Source organism: Acinetobacter sp. SwsAc2 (assembly GCF_013391465.1).
Classification (GTDB): domain Bacteria; phylum Pseudomonadota; class Gammaproteobacteria; order Pseudomonadales; family Moraxellaceae; genus Acinetobacter; species Acinetobacter johnsonii.
In genome coordinates, this window is the sequence record NZ_JACBEZ010000083.1 from 1 (window position 1) to 977 (window position 977).

Annotated in this window: 1 protein-coding gene; it reads left to right on the plus strand. The window is 32.5% G+C overall.

Features of this window, described 5'->3' with window-relative positions; translation table 11 throughout:
• Positions 1-85: 85 nt before the first annotated feature.
• Entirely contained in the window at positions 86-967 is an 882-nt protein-coding gene (locus HYI04_RS16755; RefSeq protein WP_019767920.1) for an IS982 family transposase, read from the plus strand.
• Positions 968-977 lie beyond the last annotated feature (10 nt).

The following is a 977-nucleotide window of genomic DNA, read 5'->3' on the forward strand; positions in this document are numbered from 1 at the left end:
TTACGCGAATCTCAACTTTTTAAGTCTTTGAAATAAAAAGGACATAACCCAATTTAATTTTCGACTAAGAAAAGCAAAGCAAGTTATGTCCATTTACGAATTTATCATTTCTGTATTTTTAATCATAGAGCAATTTTACTCAGCGATTGTCATTCAACCTTTAAGAAGTAGAGGATTTCCACCCGCTTTAAGTGATATTGAAATTCTTACTATACAAATTGTGGGAGAGTTTCTTGGCTTAGATTCTGATAAAAATATCTGGTTCTACTTTAAACACAATTGGTTTGAATGGTTTCCAAAATTAGGTTCCTATCCTAATTTTTGCAAACATTGTGCAAAATTATGGCATGTAAATCAACAGATTATGTCACAACTAAAATCTGTTTTCGGTTTAGATAATATTCATTTTATCGATGGCTTTCCTATACCTGTTTGTCGTTATGCTAGAGCAAAAAAACATAAAAACTTCAAAGAATCTGCAGGTTTTAGTTATTGTGCGGCTAAACAAGAAAAATATTATGGTTTCAAAGGACATATCGTTATTAACTTTTCAGGAATGATTACAGGCTATACTTTTGCTCCAGCTCATTGTGATGAACGTGATGTTGCACCAGAAATTACTCAAGATATTCAGGGATTACTTGGTGGTGATAAAGGATACTTAAGACCTGAATTAAAACACTATTTTAAGTACCAAGATATTGATTTACAAACACCTTATAGAAAGAACATGACTGATAGCAGGTCTAAGGAAGCTATGGCGAGGCTCATGAATGCTCGTAGAAAAATTGAGACTGTTATAGGTCAATTAACTGAACGATTTCACATTCAAAAAGTAAGAGCTAAAGATTTATGGCATTTAACGCATAGAATTACGCGTAAGATTCTTTCACATACCATTGCAGTAATTTTAAATACACGATTAGGAAATCCACCTTTACAACTGGAAAGCCTTATTCAAAGTTGAGATTGGCGTA